Below are 18143 nucleotides of genomic sequence, written 5' to 3'. Positions count from 1 at the left end.
AGTGGACCTGAACACGATTGCTATCTATGCGCACGATGCCCTGGTCCTGCTCTCGGAAGGATTGACGGTGGCCGTTCAGATCTGGTCCCTCATTCCGCACTGACTCGCAGGATCGGACGGGCCTGCGGGTCAATGGATACCCCGGCTCGCAGGCCCGTCAAGGGGTTCGTAGAAATGCAGTCTCCTCGTTTTCGTTTTTTCTTCTTCGATACACCTGAGATTCCCCCATCCTCGACGAAGGAATTATTCGCCATGCCCACATTCAGGCGACGCGGCACATCGAGTGACCATCCACGCCCCCGCGCCATCACATCGACCTCACTCCAGCAGGAACGGCGAATGCGTGGGCGCAGCGGCAGGCTCGGGCTGGTGGCCGGGAGCTCGATCATGACGGCCGCGACATCAATGGCAATTGCCTCCTCCTGCTACGGTGCGGCCACCGCGAGTGTCCCGGCGGTGATCACGCAGCAGCCCGGAGTCACCAACCAGTCCCAACCAGGTACCACAGCACCAGCGCCACCGCCCGCCGCGACCCCGGCGCCTGCGCCCGCCCTGGCAGTTGACGTGCCTCAGCCCGCGGTCGTGCGTAATGGTCCGGTGCCCAGGCCTGAACCGCGCGCCGCCGCGTCCCCGCCGGTGCGGTTGCAGGACCTGCATCCGCCACGGCCGGTTCCTCCGGTAGCGCCGATCCGGCCTCCGGACAACACGATTCGAATCGGCCAGTGGCAGAGCCCGTCACCAGCCTGGGTACCTCCGGCCGTGCGCGACACGATCAACTCCACCGCAGCGGGAGCCGAGGCCAACGCTGCTACCTTCCTGGACTCGATCGGGCTGCCCGCCGGGCGATCGGACCGTGTTTCAGGAGCGACGATCGCGGGAGCTGCGGTCGGTGGAGCGGCTGGGGCTGTGGTGGCTGCGGCACCAGCGGCGGCCGTGGGCGCGACGGTGGGAGGACTGATCGGTGGCACGGTCGGTGGAATCGCCGGTGCGGTAGTCGGCACGGTAGTCGCGGTGCCGGTGATCGGCACGATCACTTCCGGCGTGGCCGGCACCGCGCTGGGCGCGGCCGCAGGAGCGGCTGCCGGCGCCGCGATCGCCGCAGTACCTGCGGGCCTGGTAGGTGCTGCCGTCGCAGGCGCGATCGGCGCTGGGTTCGGCGCCGGAGTCGGGGTCGGAGCGCGATGAACAGAATTGGAAGGACAGCCCGTGCCACCGCCCTGATGGTGGCGAGTTCCTGGACGGTCGCCGCTGCGCTGACACCGGTGCAGGCGTCCGCAGCGAGTGGAGGGTCGGGCTGCCCGGCACTGTTCGTGCTGGGCGTGCAGGGAACCGGGCAGTCCAACCCCGCCGCCAGCCACACCGCTGACACCGGACTCCTCGGCGCACTGCTGGGACCGGTCATGGCTGCGGCACCAAACCTGGTGCAGCGCAGTTACATCAGCTACGACGCCGGATTCGGTGGCGTCGTCGGTGCGGGGACCGAATCGTACGCCACGTCGGTCACCGGCGCGGTGAACGGACTGATCGATGCGATCAACCACGAGGCAACGACGTGCCCGACGACGAAGCTGGCGGCGGTCGGGTATTCGCAAGGTGCACAGGCGGTCTCGACTGTGGCGCAACAGATCGGTGGCGGGCACGGACTGGTTCCGTCCGACCGGATTGCCGCGATCATCCTGTACGGGGATCCCGATCGCTCACCCGGATCACCGGTGTTCCCCGGTCGGCCAGGCCAGACTCGACCCGACCGCGTTCCAGGAAGCGTCGAGACCGCGGTATCGACCGTCCAGATCAGCGTGCCGCGCGCGGGAGGCGGCGGAATCGGCACCGGCGGACAGAGGTTCGGCGCGCTCACCGGCCGTGTAGCCGAAGTCTGCGACGATGCGGACCTGGCCTGCGCGAGTCCTGACCGTGCCGCGTTGTTCCAGTTCGCCGCACGCCTGGTCGCCCAGGCCGATCTGCGTGATCCGGTCGCCGCGCTGGCCTCCTTGAACAATTTGCTGAGGACGGCGCTGGGCGCGGCATGGACCACGATCCTGGACCAGGACATCGTCGTGGACAACCGCGCCGTCACCTACAGGCCACGAAAACCCCTGTCCCAGAGACTCATCGACGCCGCCGATCCCCGAACGCCGGTCCCGAACCGCACGCAGACCGACTCCGCCAGCGGCCATTTGGCCCAGATCAACGCCGCCGTGAGTGCCGACCCGATCGGGGTGCTCCCCGCCCTGGCCGGGCAACTTGCCGGCGCGATCGGAGGACTGGCCGCCGACGACGCGGACATGAGCAACCCGGCGGTGTGGGCGCATTTCGCAGGCACCGTCGCCGCCCACACCGGCTACGCCGCAACCGGAGAACTCGCCTCGGGCATCGCTTGGCTCACCGCCGCAGCCCACGACATTGCAGGAAGTCACCCATGACCAACCCGACGCCCGAGTTCGAGAACCATTACCCCGACATCGTCATCGAACACCGCTATCGGCCTGGCGACCTGCTACACACCCGCAAGGTTCCCTTGCCGGGCCTGACCCAAGCTGCGCAGGGCTGGCAAATCGTGTACGCCTCCACCGACTCCTACGGCGAGTTGATTGCGGTCTCAGGCATGGTGCTCACCCCGCGCGCCGATGCACCGGGTGTCGATGCGGTGCTGGTGTATTGCCCGGCATTCCACGGGTTGGGCGGCCCAGCCCCCTCGGAACTGCTGGCCGAAGGCCGCGAAACCGAGGCCGATCGCATCGACGCGGCGCTGGAGCATGGATTCATCGTCGCGGTCCCCGACGGTGAAGGCCTAGGAGCCGGGACCGGCCCGCACACATTCCTGGCCGCCCGCGCGGCCGCGCACACGGTCCTGGACATCGCGCGCGCAACTGCACGCCTGACCGAGATCGATGCCGACCCCGCGCACACGGTGGTCTGGGGCTACGCCGACGGAGGGCGCACGGCAGTGACGGCGGCGGAACTGCACTCGACGTACGCACCCGAGGTGCCGCTGCGCGGAGTGTCGGCAGGCGCGGTGGTAGCCGACCCGGGCGAGCTGGCTGCGCAGCTAGCCGATTCTCGCTGGGCCGCACTGAATTTGGCCGGACTGATCGGACTGTCCACCGCCCACCGGCACCTTCCGCTGCTACATGTACTGAGCGACGAAGGCCGCCAGATCGCTGTTCTGGCCGCGAAACTGCCGCTGGAGGTGCTGCTCGAGCAGTTCGGTCAACCGCTCGGACACTGGTGCGAACGCGATGACCCGTGGGCCGACCCGATGTGGCGGTACGTGCTGGCGCGCGAGAAGACCGGCCTGATCATCCCGCAGATCCCCGTGCACCTCTACCACGGCACACACGACGCCCTCGTACCCGTTCAGCACGCACACGCTCTGTACACGCACTACCGAACCGCAGGGGCTGCGGCCAGTTGGCATGCCTACGACACGGACCACCTCAGTGCGGCCACAGACGGTGTGGCCCAGGCGCTGAGCCTGCTCACCGATGACCTGGGCCACGCCACGAGCCCCGAGCCCTGACCAGGTGATCCGAGTGCGCGCCCGGCCCGTGAAATCGGTTCACGCGGCCCAAGCGAGCAACTGGCCGAAGACAGCAAGTCCCATTCGCTGAGGAGGTGAAAAGCCATGCTGCCCAGCATCATCACACCAGACGCAGTCACGAGGGCCGCGCAGCGGCGGTCGCAACGCGGCACGATCCGCATGAGTGCGGCGATGCTCGTATGCTTGCTCGCGACCGGGGCTGGAATAGCGCATGCCGATCCGGACCCTGCACCGGTGGGTGCGAGCTGCCCGGCACTGTACGTGCTGGCTGTGCAGGGACCGTACGAGAACGCTGGCGACACCTCCTCCACGACCGATACCGGCGCGCTCGGTGCACTCTTCAGCACGCTGGAAGCAACAGCGGGACAAGACATCCAGCACGCCTACCTGCCCTACGGTCGCACCGGCGATGGGGCCGCCCAACCTTACGACCAGGCAGTGAACACCGCGGCTGAGAAACTCGGGTCCGCGGCCCACGAGCTGCTGGGACATTGCGCCCACACCCGGATCGCCGCGGTGGGCGATGAACAGGGCGCTGCGTCGGTGGCCGAGTTCGCCCGACAGGTCGGGGCCCGCACAGGCCCGATCCCCGCCGAGGCAGTCGCAGCAGTCGCACTGTTCGGAAACCCCCAACGTCCCAACGGATCACCGACATTCCCAGGGCGGCCAGCGCAGACCCGACCGGACTCCGTGCCCGGCGTATCCGAGCCCGACATCGCGACGATCACCCTGAACGGATCCCGCACCACCGGCGGAGGGGTGAGCCAATCAGACAGCGGCGTAACACCATACGGTGCACTGACCGGCCGCGTGGTCGACCTGTGCACGCCAGGGGACCTGGGATGCGACACCCAGGCAGGCTCACCGATAGCGCGCACGATCGCGAACATCACCGCCCAATCGAACCTCCACGACCCCATCAGTGCGATCTCGACGGTGGCCCAAGCACTCGCGGGCACCGTGTGGAAGACCGCCACCAGCGTGATTACCCAGGACATCCAGGGCAACAGTCTGGATCAGCTGTCGTATCGGCCGACGAAGCCCCTCGGGCAGCGCCTGGCTGAAGCCTCGGACCCCAGTACCCCGATGCCTGGACCGGACCAAGCCTTGGCGACGTTGTTCAAGATCGGCACCATCGGACTCAATGCCGTCGTGTCGATCGCCCAACGTGTGCTGACACCGGCGACGATCGCGGAGCTGGCGACCGTCGGAATGACCAATCCTGGTGCCGCGCTGGCGGATCTGGGCGTCAAACTAGCCGGAGCGGCCGCAGAGCTGGTGCCTCCACAAACAGCGCTGGGCTGGCTCGATCAAGCCTTCACCGCGATCACCTCGACACTCACCGACAACACCGACCTGTACAACGCGGCGACCCAAGCCCAGTACAGCGACACCAGCAGCCACGGCGAGTCCTACCGCACCGCACCCGCCACACCCCAGGGCACCCCGGCATTCGACGCAGTCGCACACTGGCTCGCCGTCGTCGCCCACGACCTGGCCGCAACGACCAGCCCCGCAACACCATCGGCTACGGCCCCGCCCGAACCGAGCAGCTCTGCCTCCACAGAGCCGACCACGACCGCGACGACGCCACGAGCCAGCGGCGAGCCGACCTCGCACGTGCTGGTCCCGCATCCAGACAGCACGTCACCGGTGGTGACGAGCCCACGACCCCTTCGGCGGAGGGACTTCCTTGCCAGCGTCCGAAGGAACACGGTCGTCCCTCGCCGACCGTCCCTCCCCGAAGGGCCCAATCAACCATCCCATTCCCGACAAAGGAGGTGAGCCACGTGGCATGCACGACAACCACGCCGGCTACCGACGCCGACCTCGGCTGGGGCTGGATCACTACTCCAGAGGTAGTTCCCTTGCGCGCCAACGTTTCTGCGGACACCAATGTCGACATCGACCACGGATGGGACTGGCTCGATGAGCCTGTCGCGGCGGCGACCCCACCGGCGAAACCTCCATCCCGGCGGCGATTTTCACGTCCGGTTCTTGTCGGGATTGCCGTCGGCGCGGCGATCATGACGCTGACCGGTGTGGTCGTGGACGCACTATCCGCCACGCACAACGACGCCCGTCCCGTCACGGTCGCCCCTACTCCAGCGACTACTGCCGCAACAGTCCCGGCGGCGTGCACGGGACTGTCGGGACGGACAGTGACCGACCAAGCCGGCTCCACGACCACGATCGCCGGGCTGATCGCCACGTTCGAAAGCGACTATTACCACTTGCGGTCGGCTGATGCGGCAATGCGAACGATGGCTCCCAACAGCGGAATCGCGCTGCAGAGCCTCGCGGCGGGCATCGCCTCGATACCGTCGGGCACCAGCCACTGTGTCGCGATCACTCCAGTTGCCGCGAATACTGCGGCGGTACATCTGGTGGAGTTGCACCCGGACCGCACTCGGGTGGACTACTTCCAACTGGTCAACACCCGTGCTACCGCTACCGGCTTGGTAATCACCAACATCCAGGCGAAGCAGTAGCGATGCACGTGCTGAGAGCTATCGACCCCACCGGCGAGCCGCCCCACGACCGCCTGGACCCGGCGACCATCGAGGCACCCGCCCAGGACCGGTTGGCCCCGGTCCGCGACACACCGTTGCCGATCACCGGTCCGCACCCGCCACTGCTGGCGGTCTTGGGAGCACACGGGGGAGCGGGCGCCTCCACATTGGCGCGCTGGTGGGCCCATGCTGCGGACACCGGCCTGGCCTGGCCAGGATCCCCACGCAGCACTCAACTGGTCGTTCTTGCGGCCCGCGACTGCATCCCCGGACTGACGGCGGCCGCGGACCGGCTGCGCGAATGGCACGCGAGCCTCACCCCTGACGGGGTGACCATCGTTGCGCTGGTTCTGGTCGCTGCGCGTCCCGGCCGCGTCCCCGCGCCCGTGCGCCGTTTCCGCCGGACTGTCACAGAACTTCTCGACGAGGACGCCGTCTTCTCGATCGCCTGGCACGAGGAACTGATCGTGCGCGAACTGACCGATTTGGCGAGATACACCCCCGCCGATCCACCTCCACCGCGGCGTGCACATCTGACCGCCGCGGTCCCGCCCGACGTGCATCGCGCCGGAGCCGCGATCACGGCCCGCATCGCCGCGAGCCGAGTCACCACCCCGACCACCGGGAGGAACCGATGATCTCCGCGATCCACGACACCCTGATGCCCCTGATCATTATTCCCGTCAGTCCCACAGCTCCGCCCGGATCGGCCGGGCTGGAGAAGATCGTCAACTGGCTGGCCTGGCTGACCACCTTGGCAGGAGTCGCCGCACTGATCTACGCGGGCGGCAAATTCGGGTGGGAACGCTGGCACGGCGGCGCCGTCGAGTCACCCAAGATCATTCTGGGTGCTCTGGTCGGGGGAATCGTTGCCACGACCGCTGGAACCATCATGAACGAGATCGTCACCGCGAAACCCTCGTAACGGGCCGAATTCTCAACCACCTCAACATGTTTCGTCGCCATTCCGACCACTGATCGCGGGGCGGTTCGGACGAGCAGCCTCATGTGCTCCACCTGTGGAAGGCATTCTCATGCACCTGGATCGCGAACTGACCATCACCGCCACCGACGGAACCTTCTTGCGCGCAAGATATTTGGGTGCGCCCGCAGCGCCGGCGACGGTCGTGTACGTGCACGGCCCGCTCGCCACGGGAAGTTACTGGACACCGTTGGCGACCCGTCTGCATCAGCGCCTGGACGGCGGTATCGGGCAGATCATATACGACCAGCGCACACCGAGTTGGACCGAGATCGCCTCGAACGCGATCAATCGAGATCAGCTGGTGCAAGACGTGGACACTGTGCTCACCCACGCCTCGGGCTCGGTTGTGCTGGTCACCCACTCGATCGCATCGGTGCTGATCCACACCTGGGCCGAACAACACCCGCACCGGGCTGCGGCATTGTCGGCGCTGGTGTACTTCAACGGCAGCGCCGAAATCCCCGAAACCCTCGACCCGCGAGCGATACCCCACAACGTCGACGATTCGACCAGGGCGCTCGAGAACCGGCCACCGGGCACACCGGTTACAGACCGCGAAGTAGTCCGCGCCATTCTGGCCGGATACTGCGGGAGCAGCCTGTCCGATCGAGGTGCCGGGCAGCTGCGGAGTGTGCCGTCGTGGGTCCTCGCCGGTGACCGCGACCGTCTCGTGCCGCCCGCGCACTCTGCGCAGTTGGCCGAGAAGATCTGGGCCGACTACGAAGTCCTCACCGGTGTAGGGCACGACCCGGCCTACAGCCACCCGGACCGTGCTGCCGCGACTGTGTTGGCGGCCCTGGAGGTGGCCTATCGGGCTCACCAACGGGCCCCGGGCTGTGCGCCCAGTGCGCGTGAGGCCGAATGGGATCAGCCGTGAACTCCAAACCATTGCCTCCCGCAGTGATGCAGGAGCTCCTCACGCTCCTGGATTGGCTGGACTGGTCCGTGCTGACGCTGTGTACCGCCCGAGCGATCTGGGTGGGCAGCCAGCTCGCGATCCGCTGGTACCGACACGAAGCAATCGAAGGGCTGAGCGGGGCGATGCTCGCCGCCGCCCTGCTCGGCGGCGCCGCGGCACTCGCCCAATACCTGTTACCCGAATCGTGAAAACCTCAGGGAGACAAACCATGTCCGCACCTGAACGAACACACACCCAGCACGCGGTGGCACTATTGATCCCCCTGTTGGGACTGACCGCGATCACTGGATGCACTGGTCCCACACAGCCTCAGCAGCCTCCACACATCACCACCACTCAGGTCGACCCACAGGCGGGGCCTTCGCATCTGGGATCGACTGTCTTTCAAGGGATCACCCTGCCCGTCGCCGACCAGGGGCCGCGCAGTGACGATGGCACGCTCGCCACCGGGTTCGACCACTCCGCGGTCGGGGCCGCGCTCGCGGCGATTCACGCGACCGTGCGTATGTCGGTGGCCACCGACGACCAGTTCGCGGCGGTAGGGCAGCACATGCTCGCCCCAGGACCGGGCCGCGACGCGTGGGCCCTGGCCCGTGCCCAGATCTCGATCACCGGCCCGGCGGCCATCGCACCCGAACTTGCCGGCTACTGCGTGCGCACCTACACACCCGAGCGCGCCACGATCGCGATCTACACCCGCGAACCCGATGCGTCTTTGACCTGTAACACCGCGATCGTCATGTGGCAGAACGGCGATTGGAAACTCCTGCTACCAGCCACGCCGTCGGCCCCGACGGTGATCGCGGTGCCCGCACCCCCGGCCGACATGATCGCGTTAGCTCTGCCGTGAGGAGCCTGGCTATGAGTATTCAACGCCACCCGATCATCGCAATTGCCGCCATCGTGCTGGTGCTCCTGGCATCGATCGCGCTCGCGGTGAGTCATCACGAGCACTCCTCGACCGCTCCCGCCACCTCGGAGGGAACCGAGACCACCCCGGCATCGCGGCCCGGCAATACGGCCGAGGTCCCGGGTGTCGACCTCAACGGAAATCTCCTGGAGCTCACCGGCAGCGACACCGGTCAGGCATTGCCCCAGAACCCCGCAGCCCGTCCCGATCCCCGCAGTCCGGGATATCTGAGCGCGCCGCCCGCGGGACTGGAATGGCAGCGCGGCTGGCGCGGGGCGGCGCTGCCGGTCTCGCGCAGCGACGGACCCGAACGAATCCGCGATGGCGTCGCATCCGGATTCGCCCACACCCCACAAGGTGCGGGGTTGGCTGCTTGCGACGCGATCGCCCGCGCCGTGGCCGCACCAGAAGGCATCTGGCAGAACGTGATTCGCGAACGTTACCTCGGCGGCGGGCAAGCCCTGATCGATCGGTTCGCCCGCAACCGCGCCCAGACTCCCGACGCAGCTCAGTATCTGATCGTCCCCGATGGGATCCGGATCCTGAACAGCTACCGACCCGAGTTCGCGGTCGTGCAGATCGCGGTGGCTGCACGCGATGGATGGGTCTCCAGCTCTTGGTCGATGACCTGGCACGACAACGATTGGCGTGTACAGGTCCCCGCCGACATCGACACCCTCTGGCAACCGGCACTGCCCGTGGCAACCATCACCGATTTCGGGCAATGGAAGGGCATCTCATGACCCTCGATATCCCTGCTGCTCTGATGGCGGCGGCTCGACCGGGCCTGTGGCACAACCAGAATCCCGCACCGGACACCAGTTGCTTGCTACCGCCGCCGTACAACACGGTTTGTGCGGGAGGTCAACTCGGTTTGAATGCTGCGGGGGATGCCATCGGGTCGGAATTCGACAAGTTCGTCCAGAGCCTGATCGATGGACTGGGTTCGGTGTTGCGATGGGATCTGTCCTGGTGGACCAACTTGCCTTCGCCCGAACTGGCTTCGGCCAGTGGTGAACCCGGTCCGGTCCTGACAGCGATTCAGAGCTACACCGGGCAGTTGCAGGTGGTGCTACTGACTGCGGGGATCATGTTCGCCGCGGCGCGCCTGGCCCTGGCCAAACGCGGTGGTCTCGCTGGGGAAGCGCAGGAAAGCTTCCTGGTCTTCGCTCGTGCGGTCTTCGCGTCCATGACCTTCGCCTCGGTCGTCACGATCGGCACGCGGGCAGGTGACGCCTTCTCCAGCTGGGTGATCTTCGACGCCAGCCGCGGGGACGCGAACCAGTTCGCCGAGATGCTGACCAAGGGGGCGGGAAACCTGGGTTTGGGGACCGGTGTGCTGTTGGTCGTTGGCCTGCTCGGGCTCATCAGCATGCTCGTGCAGCTGGTCATGCTCGTGGTCCGGCAAGCGTTCCTGATCGTCGTGGTGGCGGCGTTGCCGATCGCCGCCGCCGCGGCCGGGACCGGGCCGGGAGGCCAAGCGTACAAGCGGATGCTGGGCTGGTCGCTGGCGTTTCTGTTGTGGAAACCGGTGGGCGCGTTGTGTTACGCGATTGCGTTCAGTACAGGCGGCGCGGCAGCCGGGCCGCAGCAGCGGGATCCACAGATGCTCCTGCTGGCCTTGATCCTGCTGCTGACAGTCGCGCTGGTGCTGCCGGCACTGATGCGGCTGATCGCTCCGGCTGTGGCATCCCTCGGCGGAGGCAGCGGGGCCGCAGCGACACTCGCCGGTGGCGCGCTCGGGCTGGCAATGGGCCGAGCCGGAGGAGGGGACGGTGGGGCGCAGGCCCGCAACATCGGTGAGAACGACGGCATCGGCGGTGGCGGCGGAGCCTCACCACCGCCCAGCTCCCCTTCGCCGGACGGCGGCAACTCCGGTGGAGGACGTCGGATGTCAGGAGGAAACGACACTGCAGGCACCGGTGACGGTGGTGGCGCCAGCGCAGCGGGCCGCAGTTCGGGTGCACCGAGTTCGGCAGGTGCAGACGGAGCCCGGACTGTGGGACACGAGGGCGGGGCGGCTGGTGCAGGCGCGGCAGGACCGGTAATGGCCGGTGCACAGGCAGTTGGACACGGCGCGCAGCAATTCAGTGCGGCAGCGCAATCCCAGACACGTGATACCGGGGAGGCCGGGATGGACCCAGACGCTCCGGGCCCGATGGAGGTGCGGCGATGACCACGCGGACGTACGGGCGGTGGGAACGCCCTCGCTCGGCCGGGTTCTTCGGCTTGACATGGGGCGTGTCGATGGTCGGGCTCGCTCTGATCGTGATCGTCATGCTCACATTCCTGATCACCCGGTCCCTCCGGGCGACCGCAGTGGTGATCGGTTGCGCTGCTGTAGTTTTCATGCCGTTGGCCATCACGATCGGCGGCCGCAGCGGATGGGAGATCGCGGTACTGCGGGCCCAGTTCGCTCTGGCTCGGGCACGTGGGGAGGACCTGTACCGAGCGGGCCGATTTTCCGCGATCCCCGGGATAGCGAAACTGCCTGGCTTACTGGCCAATTCACGGCTGATCGAATATGAAACAGCGGGCGGAAAACGGTTCGCCCTGGTCCACGTGCGCCGTACCGACCACTACACGGTCATCCTACGGATACTGCCGCGGGGCAAAGAACTCGTCGACCAATCTCAGATCGATTCCTGGGTCGCCGGATACGGGGACTTTCTGGCGAACCAGTCGCGCGGCGGCGAAGTCGTCGCGGTGACCTCCGTACTGGAAACCGTCGTGGAAACCCACCTCAGACAACAGCGTGAAGTCGCGCGGCTGGTCCGCGCCGAATCCCCCGAATGGGCGCGGACGGTGATGCATCAGGCCGCCGCGGACATCGGCGGGGTCGGTGTGCGCGTGGAAGCACGAATCGCGATCACCTACACCGCGTTCGGGCAGGGACGCAGCCGTCGCGATCCGGCCGAGCAGGCCCGCGAGATCGGGCGACGACTGCAAGGCGTGCTTTCGCAACTTGCGCGCGCCGGGCTGCCGGCCACTCCGCTCGAAGCGTGGGAAGTGATCGGGCTGGTCCGCAGCCGCTACGACCTGGCCTCGCAACGCGATGTGGAAACTGCGGGACGGGAGATCACCACGACCCAATCGTGGGACACCGCAGGCCCGCTTGCCCACGAAGACCGATGGGACCACTACCTCCACGACGGGGCCCGCTCGATCACCTGGGAAATGGACCTCGCCCCACGCGGCGCGGTCTACGAGACCGGGCTCGAGGAGTTGCTGCTCCCACGCGCGGACGTGCCGCGCAAACGCATCGCGATCGTGTACCGGCTGCACTCGGCCGCCGAGGCCAGCGATCTGGTCGACAGCGACTACCGCGACGCGCTGGCTGCCGAGCAAACCGAACGCGGGATCGCCTCGGCCGCAGCCTCGATCCGCGTGGACAACACCCGCGCGACCCGTATGGAACAGGTCCGCGGCGCGGGACTGGCCCGCTTCGGCGCCCTGATCACCGCGACCGCCCCACTGGATGCGGACCTGCCCGGCATCGAAGCAGCAGTCAAGGATATGGCTGCCTCCTCACGGCTGGGCATCCGACGCTGCTACGCCGCTCAGGCTGCGAGCTTCGCAGGCTCCCTGGGCATCGGGCTCATCCTGCCCGAACACACCTCCGTCTCCAAGCGGGTGACCGCATGACCACCAACGACACCCGGCCACAGAAAACCAAAGTCACGAAATTCATTCGTCTCGAAGGGATCCGGATCCTGACTGACGATGCCCGCGCGCTGACCGAACAACGCGTCGCGCGGGGTGGACTACGCGGCGCGCGAGCACGACTGCTGCTCTCCAGCGACGATCACCGACGCGCCACCGCCATGCGCCGCGCCCAGGACTCCAGCCACGACGGATTCGTGCGATCACTCGCCCGACTGACCGACCGCGGCTACACCGGAGTCGGCGGCGGCTGCGCCCGCGTGGTTCCAGCAACACCCGAATGGCGCGCCACCACAGTGGAAGTCGCCGGACTATGGCCGTGGACGGTCGGCGCAACCGCCCCCACCGCTGGGGTGCCGGTCGGCACCCACTACGTCACCGGCGCGCCGGTGCACTTCGACCCGATGACCTGGTTCGTGCGCGGCTACATCACCGCGCCGAGCCTGTTCGTGTTGGCACTCAACGGATTCGGGAAGTCCTCCCTGATCCGGCGACTGGTGACCGGCGCGGTGGCGTCCGGGTCGGTGACCCTGTGCATGGGCGACACCAAACCCGACTATCGAGAGCTGGTGCAACACCTCGGCGGACAGGTCATCGACCTGGGTTACGGGCACGGCATCAACCCTCTCGCAGTCGGCGCGCTGGGCGCGATCGTGGAGCAGCTCACCGATCCCGACCAGCGTCGCCAGGTTGCCGCACGGATCGAAGCCAGCCAGGTGAATATCGTCTCGGGGCTGATCGAGCTGGTTCGCGGCGCGCGGGTCGCGGACTACGAAGAAACATTGCTCGTGGCCGGGCTGCGTGAACTTTACAGTCCTACAGCAGGATTCACGCCTCAGTGCCCGCCACTGCTGTCGGACCTGCTCGCGGTGATCTCCACCGGAACCGATCGGCTGCGGCACGCGGCAGAAGAAGACGACGACCACTCCTACAGGGACAGCACCAAAATGCTGCGCCGATCTCTACGGGCCTTGGTGGAAGGGCCTTGGGGAGAAATCTTCGACCGCCACACCGGAACCACCCTCGACCTGAGCGCTCCCGCGGTGTGCCTGGACGTGTCTAAAGTCCCCGAAGGCGACAGCAAGCTCCTGGCCGCAGTGCTGATGGTGTGCTGGCACGAGGGATTCGGCTCCGTAGCCGCCGCCCACGCCCTGTCCGACACCGGGCTCGCGCCGCCACGCACATTCCATGTCGTGATGGACGAGATCTGGCGGGTATTGGGCGCGGGTGAATTCATGGTCGACCGAATCGACAGCCTCTCCCGGTTGCATCGGCCGCTGGGGACTGGGCTGATCATGTGCAGCCACACTCTCAAGGACTTGTCCGGGTTCGACTCCCGCGCCGCGCAAGCCAAAGCGCTAGGGCTGTTCGAACGGTCCCGCGCAAAAGTAATCGGACCAGTGGGGCCCGAGGAGATCGACCGGCTCCGCTCGGCGGTATCGATCACCGAGACCGAAAAACTGCTTGTTACCTCCTGGGCCGCCCCACGTCCACCCACTGATGATCACACGGACGATCAGCGCTCGGTACGCGAAACCCCGCCCGGCACAGGCTGTTTCCTACTGAAGACCGGAGAAGCGGCCGAACCCGGCATCCCCTTTCGCATGAGCTTCACCCCTGCCGAACGCGCAGCGGACATCCACAACACCAATCGCCGCTTCGACCATCTGACCGAACCTGACCTATCGAGCCGCCCTGGAAGTTCCAATGATTGAATTGACCTACCTCGCAATCTATTCGAACACCGTTTGTCCCACGCCATGTCGGAAGCGCTTTAGCTCTGTCCGTGGGCATCGAGCCGGTGAAACCGCCCAGACAGGGAACGACCCACCGCCACGGAAGTGGCCGCTAGCGCGCGAATGACCCTGCGTCTCTTGGTAGATCGGCCACCATACGACCCGAGGTAAACGTCTATCACCCACCGGGTGAACCGAAAACTGCTACATGACAATCGAATTATCGATCACCCACGTTCTGCCGGAATGAGTGGGCGGACTCGATATTGCCAAATTTCGACTTCTCAGGGTGATCGACCTCTGAATTTCCCATCGCTCATATCTGTGAAAGGGCATCCATCATGGCTGAACAGCCTCCGGATTCCAATGCGCTCAGCAGTTCCCTTCCTAGCTGGAAAGTGCGCTTACTGGAGCGTATTCACGATATTTCCGCGGCGCACGTGCGCGTTCTCGATCAGGCGTATCCCCGCTACGAGCTCGATGACGGCCAGGGGGACGTCCCCGTGCTGATCTGGCGTGCGCAACTGCGGACGCTCGAGGTCGAACGCGAGGACCTTGTGGAACAGGCTCTGGGCGTCGGGGTCCCGACCGACGTCATCTATCGAGCATCGGAAGCGGGGGCACACGGCGTCGGGTGGGAACGCGACGCGAGTTCATCTGCCACGAATGCTCCTGGCGAGGACCTTGCTCGGAAATATCTCGTGGAACGGATCGCCAACGATATCTGGCGGCTCGAACACATGGCGGTCCTCAGCGCTGATCACCTTCTGCGCGAACTAGATTCAACCGAGAGCGACGCACGGCAGTTCGACCGGAACATGCACGCGCTCTGGAACCGGGTGAATGACACCGCCGGAGCCATCGGTGTGCGGGATGAGGAGCGCACCGAGCTGTGGGGTCGCGACGAGGCGGGCTGGCTGAGGCTGGCGGCGGTGACCGTACGCGGTTACCTGGATTCTGATCTACAGGAACGGTGGCGCGCCTACGCCTGGGCCGGCATCGAACATGCCGCAGCCCGCAGCCGCGAATTCGCCAACCTTGACCCGACGGTGGTCGCGGAGCGCGGCGCAGCACCTCCTATCCCGCAGGCTCTCATTGGGTGCGCGACCCGTGCGATCACCGAACTAGCTGGGCAACAGCACGATTCGAACCTCTCTGCAGCCGCCGAGGGCACCCGGGAGGCACCAGTGACGGTCTGGGAACCCGCACCGGCAATTCGACCGCCCGAACCAGGCGCAGGAGCCGGACATGACCTATGACGACAGCGCGGCAGCCGACGCTACGGACACGCCAAGCGGTCAGATCCCCAAGGACATTCGGGAAATTTTCAGTGCGCCAAAGGTTTTCGCACAGAAATTCGTTGAGGTACGCCGTTCAGCGGCTGACGGACCAGCCGCTGCAATCCCTGTCTCGGTGCCCACGTACACGAGGCCGTCTGAGCCAGTGTGGAGTGCGAGTGGCGGCAGGGGGACCGGCAGGTGAGTAGTGGCCGGAACGAGAGTCATTGCTGCGCTGACCGTTTTCAGCACGGTTCTGCTGCTGCTGTGCGTGGCGGTGATCAGTGCGGATCAAGGTCAGTCGTGTGCTGGCGCACCGCAGGACAATGGAGCGGAGGGACCGGTCGCGGCGTCGGTGGCGGGGCTGAGCGAGTCTCAGCTGCGGCTCGCGCGCGACGGAGTCGCGGTGGGGAAACAGCACGGGGAGCCCTCGTGGGTGATCATCGCCGAACTTGCTGCGCAGGCCACGGAGAGCACGCTCAGAAATCTGGCCAACCCGGCGGTTCCCGCATCGTTGGGCTACGCGAACGACGGGCTCGGGTACGACCACGATTCGGTCGGTCCGCACCAGATGCGCGCGAGTGTTTGGGGTGGGGCGGGGATGGCGTCACTGATGAACCCGCTTTATCAGATCAAGTGGTTCTATCAGCAGGCCGACAAGGTCGCCGACCGCAACCGGCAGTCCTCGGCGGGTTTGGCGCAGGCGGTCGAGCGGTCAGCCCCGGATGTCTATTCCGGACAACTGGATCTGGCACGCCGGTTGTACGCGCAATTCGCGGACATCAACGTGGCCACGATGACCAGCGCGCCTGGCCAACTGTTGACCGGGTGCGGGAGCGATGGATCGGGTGCTCCGGTGAGCGGGAACGGTGGCACGTTCGGGGCCGCGACGATCGCGGCTGCCCAGCGGTGGATCGGCACTCCGTACGTGTGGGGTGGTGGGGACACTTCGGGCCCGGGCCCGAGCGGCGGTGGTTTCGACTGTTCGGGCCTGACGCTCTACGCGGTTTTCCAAGCCTCGGGTGGCCGAATCCGGTTGCCGCACTACACGCAATCCCAACAGGACGCCCCGCAAGGGCGGGCGGTGCCGTTCAGCCAGCGCCAGCCCGGCGACTTGATCTTTTTCACCAGCGTCGGCGAGCGCGATTCGCATCACGTGGCGATCTATCTGGGCCGCGACGCCGATGGCCACGACTTGGTCCTGCATGCCCCGACCACGGGAAAGAACGTTCGGGTCGCCTCCTTGGCGGCGGTGGCCGGTACAGACCGCCTGGACGTGCGCCGCTACAGCTCAACACCGGCACCGCCCATCGAGCCCAGCCAGCAAGAAGGAAAACAACTGTGAGACAACACTATCCACGACATTATTTCCCCTGGCACGCTGGATGGCCTCCTGTGCGCAGGGTTGCCTCCGGCCTCGAACCAGTGCCGGTACTCGCACTGCAATCGGCTGCACGAAGTGTGCGTGCAGAACATTGTGCGACAAGGGCGAATGCCGTCGATCCCGGGCAGGTACCCCAATCCGACCGGAGCGATATGCCCTCTGCGGCACCAACATCACCGGGTGAGTCAACGCCTGAGAGCGATCGTCTCTGGGGGGAGCGGGCGTATGCAGCCGCTGCGGCGGCGCGGGGCCCGCGACTGTTGGTGTGGGCAGCGGCGACCATCAGCCGGTTTTCGCTGTGCGGGGTCGGCGGGGTGCCGGTCTGGTACGGGCCGTTCCACCCACACCTGGTTATCGACTCCGAGGCCATTGCCATGGAATTGACCGCGTGGCAGGCGCTATGGCTGGCCGGGTGCGCCCGTGAACGATCCTGCGTTACGGCAGCGACCGTGCGATTGATCCTGGCCCGGTCGGCCACCGTGACCGCACCGATCCTCGACTGGGCCGCGATCGGCAGCGGGCTGACCGTGGACGTGGGCGTGAACGCCGTGAACAATCCCGCGCTCGGCTACTGCCACTCCGACGGCCAAACCCATTGGCGCAATAGTGATCTCACCACCCTGATCGAATACCCGGGACAGACGCGATGACCCCGCACTGGCGGCGGGGACTGATGGTGGCGTGCCTGCTGGGGGCGCCCGTGACGGCGTGTGGTCAGCCCCAGGACGCGACTCCGGAAACGGGTGGACGGTGTGCGGCCGGATTCGCCGCACCGTTCGATCGGGTCGATGCCTGCTCGGCCGAAGCGGTGATGATTGCGGGCCTGCGGACCGTATTCAGCTATCGCCCTGCCGAACAGGGCGATGAGCGGGCGGCGTTCCGGCAGGCCGAGGCGTTGATGGACCCGAACTTCGCGAGCCACGCCGAACCCGCCGCGACAGTGCTGCCCCCGATCACCGCCAGGGTGTGGCAGCACTGGGCCGAAGGCGGGATCGCGATCGTGGCAACGGTGCGCGTGGGCGCGGACGATCATCCCCCGGACACCGCGGTCAACGCGGCTCGGGTCCTGCAGGTCACTCAGCAACCCAGCGATGCGAGCCCAGCGATCGAGTTCCCCACCTACGTCCGTGCTCAGCGCGACAGCGCTGCCGGGGCGTGGCGGATCACAGCGTTGGAGGTGAGGACATGACAAGCGGTGGGGATCCCGTCGAGGAAGGC

General features: G+C 66.7%; 18 protein-coding genes. All 18 read left to right on the top strand.

Annotated features, from left to right (window positions below; translation table 11 throughout):
• The first annotated feature begins 339 nt into the window (after positions 1 to 339).
• Positions 340 to 1185, top strand: coding sequence for a hypothetical protein (locus tag K7711_RS36620; RefSeq protein WP_222975638.1), 846 nt, complete (start codon positions 340 to 342; stop codon positions 1183 to 1185).
• Complete coding sequence (locus K7711_RS36615) at positions 1182 to 2420, top strand: cutinase family protein (protein ID WP_235748358.1); 1239 nt, start codon at positions 1182 to 1184, stop codon at positions 2418 to 2420. Before K7711_RS36620 ends, K7711_RS36615 begins: the two co-directional genes overlap by 4 nt.
• Complete coding sequence (locus tag K7711_RS36610) at positions 2417 to 3517, top strand: lipase family protein (protein ID WP_222975636.1); 1101 nt, start codon at positions 2417 to 2419, stop codon at positions 3515 to 3517. The genes K7711_RS36615 and K7711_RS36610 overlap by 4 nt, the downstream gene beginning before the upstream one ends.
• Positions 3518 to 3772: 255 nt before the next feature.
• On the top strand, positions 3773 to 5323 hold the full coding sequence (locus K7711_RS36605; RefSeq protein ID WP_222975634.1) for a cutinase family protein: 1551 nt from the start codon (positions 3773 to 3775) through the stop codon (positions 5321 to 5323).
• A gap of 5 nt (positions 5324 to 5328) precedes the next feature.
• Positions 5329 to 6030, top strand: a complete 702-nt coding sequence (locus tag K7711_RS36600; protein ID WP_222975631.1) for a DUF8176 domain-containing protein — start codon at positions 5329 to 5331, stop codon at positions 6028 to 6030.
• Between the two features lie 2 nt (positions 6031 to 6032).
• Positions 6033 to 6689: a hypothetical protein gene (locus K7711_RS36595; RefSeq protein ID WP_222975629.1), complete on the top strand. Its 657-nt coding sequence runs from the start codon at positions 6033 to 6035 to the stop codon at positions 6687 to 6689.
• On the top strand, positions 6686 to 6976 hold the full coding sequence (locus tag K7711_RS36590; protein ID WP_222975627.1) for a hypothetical protein: 291 nt from the start codon (positions 6686 to 6688) through the stop codon (positions 6974 to 6976). The genes K7711_RS36595 and K7711_RS36590 overlap by 4 nt, the downstream gene beginning before the upstream one ends.
• 94 nt (positions 6977 to 7070) lie before the next feature.
• Complete coding sequence (locus tag K7711_RS36585; RefSeq protein ID WP_222975625.1) at positions 7071 to 7913, top strand: alpha/beta fold hydrolase; 843 nt, start codon at positions 7071 to 7073, stop codon at positions 7911 to 7913.
• The gene (locus tag K7711_RS36580; protein ID WP_222975622.1) at positions 7910 to 8143 is read left to right on the top strand and encodes a hypothetical protein; all 234 of its coding nucleotides are present in this window, start codon (positions 7910 to 7912) and stop codon (positions 8141 to 8143) included. The genes K7711_RS36585 and K7711_RS36580 overlap by 4 nt, the downstream gene beginning before the upstream one ends.
• 20 nt (positions 8144 to 8163) lie before the next feature.
• The gene (locus K7711_RS36575; protein ID WP_222975620.1) at positions 8164 to 8805 is read left to right on the top strand and encodes a DUF8175 domain-containg protein; all 642 of its coding nucleotides are present in this window, start codon (positions 8164 to 8166) and stop codon (positions 8803 to 8805) included.
• 11 nt (positions 8806 to 8816) lie between these two features.
• Positions 8817 to 9608, top strand: coding sequence for a DUF8175 domain-containg protein (locus tag K7711_RS36570; RefSeq protein ID WP_222975619.1), 792 nt, complete (start codon positions 8817 to 8819; stop codon positions 9606 to 9608).
• Positions 9605 to 11041: a TrbL/VirB6 family protein gene (locus K7711_RS36565; protein WP_222975617.1), complete on the top strand. Its 1437-nt coding sequence runs from the start codon at positions 9605 to 9607 to the stop codon at positions 11039 to 11041. The genes K7711_RS36570 and K7711_RS36565 overlap by 4 nt, the downstream gene beginning before the upstream one ends.
• Positions 11038 to 12510: an SCO6880 family protein gene (locus K7711_RS36560; RefSeq protein ID WP_222975615.1), complete on the top strand. Its 1473-nt coding sequence runs from the start codon at positions 11038 to 11040 to the stop codon at positions 12508 to 12510. Before K7711_RS36565 ends, K7711_RS36560 begins: the two co-directional genes overlap by 4 nt.
• Positions 12507 to 14243, top strand: a complete 1737-nt coding sequence (locus K7711_RS36555; protein ID WP_222975613.1) for a putative type IV secretion/conjugal transfer ATPase — start codon at positions 12507 to 12509, stop codon at positions 14241 to 14243. Before K7711_RS36560 ends, K7711_RS36555 begins: the two co-directional genes overlap by 4 nt.
• 362 nt (positions 14244 to 14605) lie before the next feature.
• The gene (locus tag K7711_RS36550; protein ID WP_222975611.1) at positions 14606 to 15523 is read left to right on the top strand and encodes a hypothetical protein; all 918 of its coding nucleotides are present in this window, start codon (positions 14606 to 14608) and stop codon (positions 15521 to 15523) included.
• 226 nt (positions 15524 to 15749) lie between these two features.
• On the top strand, positions 15750 to 16886 hold the full coding sequence (locus tag K7711_RS36545; RefSeq protein ID WP_308015115.1) for a C40 family peptidase: 1137 nt from the start codon (positions 15750 to 15752) through the stop codon (positions 16884 to 16886).
• 299 nt (positions 16887 to 17185) lie between these two features.
• Positions 17186 to 17575 (top strand): hypothetical protein, encoded by a 390-nt coding sequence (locus K7711_RS36540; protein WP_222975609.1) that lies wholly within the window; start codon positions 17186 to 17188, stop codon positions 17573 to 17575.
• On the top strand, positions 17572 to 18114 hold the full coding sequence (locus K7711_RS36535; RefSeq protein ID WP_222975607.1) for a hypothetical protein: 543 nt from the start codon (positions 17572 to 17574) through the stop codon (positions 18112 to 18114). Before K7711_RS36540 ends, K7711_RS36535 begins: the two co-directional genes overlap by 4 nt.
• Positions 18115 to 18143 lie beyond the last annotated feature (29 nt).

Source organism: Nocardia coffeae, assembly GCF_019890715.1.
GTDB classification, from domain to species: domain Bacteria; phylum Actinomycetota; class Actinomycetes; order Mycobacteriales; family Mycobacteriaceae; genus Nocardia; species Nocardia jiangxiensis.
Note: the sequence above shows the minus strand (reverse complement) of the source record. Positions and strands in the feature narration are given on the sequence as shown.

Excerpts from the sequence above, each read along its gene's own strand:
- K7711_RS36620 (WP_222975638.1), top strand. The coding sequence starts at position 340 with ATGCGTGGGCGCAGCGGCAGGCTCGGGCTGGTGGCCGGGAGCTCGATC.
- K7711_RS36615 (WP_235748358.1), top strand. The coding sequence starts at position 1,182 with ATGAACAGAATTGGAAGGACAGCCCGTGCCACCGCCCTGATGGTGGCG.
- K7711_RS36610 (WP_222975636.1), top strand. The coding sequence starts at position 2,417 with ATGACCAACCCGACGCCCGAGTTCGAGAACCATTACCCCGACATCGTC.
- K7711_RS36595 (WP_222975629.1), top strand. The coding sequence starts at position 6,033 with ATGCACGTGCTGAGAGCTATCGACCCCACCGGCGAGCCGCCCCACGAC.
- K7711_RS36590 (WP_222975627.1), top strand. The coding sequence starts at position 6,686 with ATGATCTCCGCGATCCACGACACCCTGATGCCCCTGATCATTATTCCC.
- K7711_RS36575 (WP_222975620.1), top strand. The coding sequence starts at position 8,164 with ATGTCCGCACCTGAACGAACACACACCCAGCACGCGGTGGCACTATTG.
- K7711_RS36570 (WP_222975619.1), top strand. The coding sequence starts at position 8,817 with ATGAGTATTCAACGCCACCCGATCATCGCAATTGCCGCCATCGTGCTG.
- K7711_RS36565 (WP_222975617.1), top strand. The coding sequence starts at position 9,605 with ATGACCCTCGATATCCCTGCTGCTCTGATGGCGGCGGCTCGACCGGGC.
- K7711_RS36560 (WP_222975615.1), top strand. The coding sequence starts at position 11,038 with ATGACCACGCGGACGTACGGGCGGTGGGAACGCCCTCGCTCGGCCGGG.
- K7711_RS36555 (WP_222975613.1), top strand. The coding sequence starts at position 12,507 with ATGACCACCAACGACACCCGGCCACAGAAAACCAAAGTCACGAAATTC.
- K7711_RS36550 (WP_222975611.1), top strand. The coding sequence starts at position 14,606 with ATGGCTGAACAGCCTCCGGATTCCAATGCGCTCAGCAGTTCCCTTCCT.
- K7711_RS36535 (WP_222975607.1), top strand. The coding sequence starts at position 17,572 with ATGACCCCGCACTGGCGGCGGGGACTGATGGTGGCGTGCCTGCTGGGG.